Here is a 5,573-nt window from a genome sequence, read left to right on the forward strand (position 1 = left end):
CACTGATCATAGCTTTTATGGTCTGATCTCAAATCCGGTTAAACAGTTATAGATTGGTTAACTCAACCATGAGACAGTCCTCACTCCTCAGGAGGAGAAAGAATCACAAACATTTATTAGTGATGACTATTCGAGATTTTTTTGATGTCCAATTAAACGAATTTGATATTAAAGGCTGAAAAATTTGCACTTTTTTCCCGACAAAAATCCGAAAAACTAACTCTTTACAGTGCTATAGGATGATTATTGACCAGCCCTACTTACTTATCCCACACTTTACGCTCTGCACAACCAGATTTTCCTACACAGAAAAACCTGCCTGACTGTTTTTTCTCCAATCAACATTCCATTCATTTCGGGTTTTATATGCATTTTATACTAAATTATGTTGAGCGTTAAATAATTTCTGTGAGTCAAAACATAATATATGTAGACGTTCTGTATTTTTTAACTGCTTTAATTTTTGTTTCATGAGGTTCCTAATTTTTTAATTCGCGATTGTGTCATATCCTAGACATTTTGTAGATGTTTGTCCAGGATAGTCTATATTTTTTGGTGTTCGCAAACAATAGGTGTAGTCAAAAAAGATATCCAAAATTTATAGAATTCCGTTCCGCTACGCGATAAAACTACGTTACGCTAGCGCGATCGCACTTCTACTTACTAATTCTCTTTTTCATTTTAATAAGCACCTACGCAGAGCGAATTACTTACTTCAAAAATACACGAAAATTTCTTCACAAGCAACCACCCTGTATTTCTTATGTATCAATACTTTTAATAAATGGCCAACAAAAGCCTGATCGCACTCAAATTACCCCCATTTTTCCCCCTAAATAGCTCATTTGAACTTTTTTGGGAAAATTTAGTTTAAATTCCAAATATATTTAATAAAAATTATAATTTAAACTTATATATTTTTTTTTGACCAATTATTAAACCTTAAAAAGCTTACAGATAAAACTTTTCAGAAGAAAAAACAGGAAGTATATTTTCTATAGATGTTTAATTATGATTATTTCCTATGTCAGAATGGCAATGATAGTATCTTGATTAAAAAAGCAAAGTAGAAAGCAAAAATATTAGAATAGATTTAAAGTACCTTTTGATAACTAGGCTTGGTATGACCTCTAATTTAAAACTTTCAAAATAAAAGTTTCATTCACAATTTCTAAATCTACCTAATTGAAGAAGGCAGCTATACTGCGGGAGCTGTTTGCGTAGCATGACCTAGGAAAGGAAAAATTGCTTATGGATAGTCAACGACCGGCCACTTCGTGTCTTATCACCCCAAACAATTTTCAGCACCCCCATTGACCGTGGGGTATTAAACCCGTCACTGAAAAGATAAAAAATACAAAATTATACAAGACTTACGCAAAAACAATATATGTAGTAAATTCAAACTATTAACTATGAAATAAGTAGTGTTTATGACTTATACCAATTTTATGTGAGGCTGCACAGAATTAGGTGTTAGTTGTTAGGTCGTAGGTCGTAGGTTGTAGGTCTTAGGTAATAGGTGTTAGGTATTATACCAATTTTATGTGAAGTGGCACAGAATTATGAAATTTATTAACTTGTCTATCTCGATCTAAAGTCAACCCCGATCAAGATATAGCAATGTGCTCTGGCATATTTACACATTATTTTTTGTAAACCTTTTCCCTTACTGCACTTTGAGCTACTAAGTTGTAAATACCTGAGCGCTCATTGCTATATTATTCTATGTAGCTTCATATTAATTTGGTATTATGAATTGCGTAATTCCTTTTATAAATAGAAAGCTTGAAATTATTTACCGAATAATTAAGGTTTAAAGCCTCTACTTTAAAGGATAAAAAAGAAAAAAATTTCACGCTCCATGTCAATCCTCTCTTTGAAAATAGGAGGTAATTGTTAATTATTAATTGTTAATTATTAATTGTTGAACTGTTATTGTCTTTTTCCGATATATTTTCTGGCAGCTTAAATAGGACTATTATATATGAAAGAAATAAAAGAAGTTGCTACTTTCCTAGAACAAAAAAACTATCAACAGGCAGGAAAATTACTAAAACAATTACAAAAAGAAAATCCTCAAAATCTATGGGTGCAACTTTATATTGGGCGATGGTATGAAGAAATAAATAAATTAGAATCAGCAGAAAAATTCTATAGAAAATTGCTGAAAGATGCCACAAATCCACAAGTAGTTGCACAAGCACGTCAAGGTTTACAAAGAATAGAAACTATAGAGAAAAAACGCCAACAACAAGCGATCGCTACTGCTAAATCTGACCCAAAAAATACCGAACCAGGATTACTTATTATTGAAGCTATTAGCAAAGAAAATAAACAGGAAGCTGCCAAAAATCTAGCTAGAATTATGAAAATTGACCTCTATACAACTAGAATGCAATTACAAAGTAGAGGTTGGCGAATTTATCGTCTGGGAGCTATTGGGGAACTAAAAATTTATGGTGAAGAAATGCTCAAAGTAGGCATTCCTGTATTTTGGGCAAAAATATCAGATATTGAGAAGATAAATATATTTAGAGTTCAATATTTTCAATCTATTTCTTCTTCTTCTGAAGCAAGTATTGTTTGTCTAAATGAACAAGATAAAATGGGTAGTTTAAATTTTAGGTGGTCGGAAGTAGTGAACAAAGTTGAGGGATTATTACCTATATTTATGAATGCTATGGATTACGATCCTAGACGACGTTCTGAAAAAATCCGTCATAAACAAATGACTCAAGATTATGCCAATATATTAGATTTACATCTTCCTAATCGCCGTAGTATTATTAGACTTTGTGACCAAAATTATCAATATCAAAAAGGAATTACTCCTAATATTCAGACTCAAGAGCAATCCCTATTAACACGACAAACTACTAATAGAAGTAAATGGAATGAATTAGTAAATATGATTAACCCAAAATTAGCTAAAGTAACAACTTGGTCTGATTTTACTTCTTTTGGAGAAGCCACAAGTCGAGATTACACTCAATTATTAAGTCGCCTCAAATATTACATTGATATATCGCGTAAAATAGAAACAATGTGGGACCCAGCTTTTCATTTATATAGTGCATTAGTATTCTTAAAAAATTAGGGGCTTAACATAGCAAATATAAAGTTAAAAGCTAATTTTTTACCCCTTTATTTTTAAGTTCTTGATCTAATACTATCTTGGTAGGTTCAAATCCTTAGCCATACCACGAAACATACCCATGCTAGGACCAGGGCGACGACGTTTTGCTGTAGGTTTTGGCATTAAAAAGTTAGGAGCAAATAATACTAACTCTTCTGGTTCCTGGGAAACTTGAATATTAGTTACAGGAGGTTGTGGTGTTGCCACTGTAGAAGTGCCATTTTCAGCTTCAGCTTTTTTAGCAATTTTTTTAGCCTCAGAAAGTTTGGCTTTAGCAATTTTTGGAGTTTCAGGTTTTGGAGTTTCAGGACTAGCAGGTTTAGTTTCTTTTTTTGTAGTAGGTTCTGGTGCTGCTACACTCCCTTGAGTAGATTCTTGCTTGGGTTCATTAGTGCCCTTAGCATCCTCAAATTCTAATAAATAATCAGACTTCTTTCCCAGCAGATTTCCCAGGATACCAAATACCCCAGCGAACAATCCTCCGATAAAAGCTAACATTATTTTTATCTCCTAAATGATTTTTGTAAATAATTTTACAGTTAAATTATTGATTATGCTTAAGTTAAAAGCTAGCGTAAGTTTTGTCTATATTTATTTATAAAACTTTACATTAACTAGAAGAGGTGCATCATAAAATTGCCAATTGGAGAAAATCAGAAGCAAAAAAATTTGTAATTGTTTACATATATTTCATAATTAGGGAATAGGGAGTTTCAATAATTGATAATTGATAATTGATAATTGATAATTACCTCTCCCTGAAAGGAAGAGGATTGAATAAAAGGAAAATTTTTTTTCTATTGGTCGATTGGATATGGCTCCGAGACCCGCTCTTATCAGAGCCGCTCCGAATTGCGCCATCCCACCCTACGGGAACTCCGAAGATCGACCGCCGGTTTCTCCATGGCGGAGGATTTTTACCTTAATTATTCGGTAAAAGGTTTTTTCCTGCGGAATTATCAGGAAACAGCATTGAAAAATTTCTTAACCAATTCTTGTAGTGCTATAGCAGTGGAAAGAAAGGGCGCGGACATATCAAAACCTTAAAACTCAGACAACGCAATATTTTTCCTTCTTCCTTCTTCCTTCTTCCTTCTTCCTTCTTCCTTCTTCCTTCTGCTATACAAGTATTGACATCCTCCCGACGCTGCTCTTACGAGACAGCGCGGGATTCCCTAGCATCGCTGTTAGGGCCTTTCTGCCTCATAGCACCTGCCTTCTGGGTCTTACTCCCTTCGGGTCTTACGGTCGCTCCACAGACTGACACTGCTCCTCCCGCAGCCTTCGAGCGTGGGCGTTCCCTCTCTTGGTCAGCGTTCCCTCTCTTGGTCGGCGTTCCCTTGCGACTAGCGTCGTCGCGGGTTCCGACCGCTTGCGCCTGACGGCGACGCGGGGTCTGACCGCTTGCGTCTGACGCACCCCGCGGGTTCCCATCCGCAAAATATTTATTGAAGCGTTAATATCACGGTCATGGTGAGTTCCGCATTCAGGACAATCCCACTCTCTAATATTTAGAGGTAATTTTCCCACTACATGGCCACAATTAGAGCAACGTTTGGAACTGGGGAAATATCGGTCGATTTTAATTAATTCCCGTCCGTACCATTGCGCTTTGTATTCTAATTGCCTGACTATTTCTCCCCAATTAGCATCACTTATTGCCCTAGCTAATTTGTGGTCTCTTGGTGCGCGTTCCCTTGCGACTAGCGTCGTCGCGGGGTCGCACCGCTTTTTGACCATGTTTTTTACTGCTAAATCCTCAACTACTATCGTTTGGTTTTCTCTAATTAGTTGAGTAGTTAGCTTATGGGTGTAGTCTCCTCTTGAGTCTTTAATCTTAGCGTGTATTCTAGCTAGTTTTAGTCTGGCTTTTTGGTAATTATTGGTTCCTTTGGTTTTTCTATCTAGAGATTTCTGAGCTAACCTCAATTTTTTGTGTAATTTTTTCAGGTTCTTAGGATTAGCTACTTTTTCTCCATCACTTGTAGTTATTAAACTGGTTATACCCAAGTCAATTCCCACTTGTTTCTTAGTCCCCTTGAGTTTTAAATCCCTAGGATCATTCATTCTCAGAGACACAGACCATCTACCAGAAGGCTCAAGCTTGACAGTTATTGTACTAGGCATACAACCTGGTGGTAGTTGTCTGCTCCATCTTATCGGTAGTGGCTCTGAACATTTTGCTAAATAGACTTGGCCATCTTTCCACTTGAATGCTGCTTTCGTGAACTCGGCACTACCACCATTACGTTTTTTCTTGAAGTTAGGATATTTGGCTCGTCCACTAAAAAAGTTGGTAAAAGCCGTTTTTGACATCCTCCCCGGCTGTTAGGCACGGGGATTCCTGCCGAGCCTTAGCTCCTGGGTGGGTTGACGTTTTGCGCTCCGCAAAGCTCCGCTAACACAGGCTGCCGCTACCTTGGCGCTAGTCTTA

The 5,573-nt window shown here is 36.4% G+C and carries 2 protein-coding genes and 1 pseudogene; 1 reads left to right on the forward strand and 2 read right to left on the reverse strand.

Annotated features, from left to right (window positions below):
- The first annotated feature begins 1,987 nt into the window (after positions 1-1,987).
- Positions 1,988-3,100, forward strand: coding sequence for a lipopolysaccharide assembly protein LapB (locus F6K23_RS39765; RefSeq protein WP_293166616.1), 1,113 nt, complete (start codon positions 1,988-1,990; stop codon positions 3,098-3,100).
- A 72-nt stretch (positions 3,101-3,172) separates the two neighbouring features.
- On the opposite strand, the gene F6K23_RS39770 is transcribed toward F6K23_RS39765, so the two are convergent.
- Together F6K23_RS39770 and F6K23_RS39775 are read right to left on the reverse strand one after the other, a co-directional pair.
- Positions 3,173-3,637, reverse strand: a complete 465-nt coding sequence (locus F6K23_RS39770) for a hypothetical protein (protein WP_293166618.1) — start codon at positions 3,635-3,637, stop codon at positions 3,173-3,175.
- A 744-nt stretch (positions 3,638-4,381) separates the two neighbouring features.
- Positions 4,382-5,458, reverse strand: a pseudogene (locus F6K23_RS39775) (RNA-guided endonuclease InsQ/TnpB family protein); the annotation flags it as partial.
- Positions 5,459-5,573: the final 115 nt, after the last annotated feature.

Origin of the sequence: Okeania sp. SIO2C9 (assembly GCF_010672455.1) — a bacterium.
Classification (GTDB): Bacteria; Cyanobacteriota; Cyanobacteriia; order Cyanobacteriales; family Microcoleaceae; genus Okeania.

What these genes read in the sequence shown, in the direction of transcription:
- F6K23_RS39765 (WP_293166616.1), top strand. Translation starts at nt 1,988, where the DNA reads ATGAAAGAAATAAAAGAAGTTGCTACTTTCCTAGAACAAAAAAACTAT.
- F6K23_RS39770 (WP_293166618.1), bottom strand. Translation starts at nt 3,637, where the DNA reads ATGTTAGCTTTTATCGGAGGATTGTTCGCTGGGGTATTTGGTATCCTG.